Below are 1,244 nucleotides of genomic sequence, written 5' to 3'. Positions count from 1 at the left end.
TAATAATCATGTTTAATTCTATATTTGAAGAAATGTAACTCTTTATTATTAGGGCACAAGTAATAGTCGTCTAGTTCATTGTATTGCCAATTTGCAGAGATGAACGGATCAGTTTTAAATTTCTTTTTCCCTTCTTTCATGTACATTCCATAAGTGATGAGTGGCGTCTTTTCAAAATCATCCAATATCATTTTATAATTACTTTCACTACCATAACCTGCATCAGCTACAATATACTCAGGAATGTCACCATATAATGCTTTCATTTCATTCAAAAACGGCTCAAGTGTTCTCGTGTCTCCTGGTTTATTATACACGCCGTAGGCTAGTATAAATTGGTTATTCGTTGCTATTTGTAAGTTATAGCCTGGTTTTAATTGTCCATTTTTCATGTGGTCATCTTTCATTCTCATAAATGTCGCATCATGATCTGTTGTTGAATAGCTCTTTCTGTCACCATAAATTTCCTTTTGATTCTCATATTTAATTTTACGTTCTCTAAAATCATTAATCGCTTTTTTGCTTTTTTTAATTTGGCTTCGCTGTTTTCTTAATGTTTTGCGTTCTTGAGTATCGTCCGTGTTATCGATTTGAGAAGTTAAATTTTTTTCTTTGTTCTCTAGATAGGTTTCAATTTGATTCATCTCTTCTTTAGACAACTCTTCTGAAGATTCTTTTTTATTTCTGGAATTATTTCCTCAGCTACTAAAGTTTCATAAAGTGTATTGGACTTTTCAACAACCGATTGGCTGAATCTTTCAGTATTTGCGAGCCATTGAAATGTGTATTTATTGGCATTTGCTTCAAGCTTAGTTCCATCGATGTAAACAACATCTTCAGATATTAATTTATCTTCGATTAACTGCGCTCTAAAACCGACAAATAAAGTTTGTAAAATCCCCATCATATATGGATTAACTCTGAATCTATTTATAGTTCTGTAAGAAGGTGTTTGCCCTTGGGCAAGCCACATGAGGCGACAGCTATCTCTAAGAAGGAATTCTATTTTGCGTCCTGAAAAAACAGATTGAGAATAGCTATAAAGAAGTATTTTTAACATCATCTTTGGATGATAAGAAGAGGGTCCTCTATGATTGTAATAGTCATTGAATTCTGCATCAGGAATGGACTCAACAAGATGATTAATAATAGTAGAAACATCATTTTTCGGAAATGTAATTTCCGTTTCTATTGGTAGTGTGAGTTGAGACATGTTATAATTTTTATACATATAAAGTTCCTCA

General features: G+C 32.4%; 2 protein-coding genes. Both read right to left on the bottom strand.

Annotated features, from left to right (window positions below; all coding sequences use genetic code 11):
• Positions 1-659 (bottom strand): transposase (locus CD172_RS12210; protein ID WP_169925249.1); only part of this gene is annotated, 659 nt, incomplete at its 3' end.
• The coding region (locus CD172_RS13170) for a transposase (RefSeq protein WP_206169847.1) at positions 641-1,244 on the bottom strand (604 nt) is incomplete at its 5' end. The genes CD172_RS13170 and CD172_RS12210, both read right to left, overlap by 19 nt.

Source organism: Staphylococcus agnetis, from assembly GCF_002901865.1.
GTDB classification, from domain to species: domain Bacteria; phylum Bacillota; class Bacilli; order Staphylococcales; family Staphylococcaceae; genus Staphylococcus; species Staphylococcus agnetis.
Note: the sequence above shows the minus strand (reverse complement) of the source record. Positions and strands in the feature narration are given on the sequence as shown.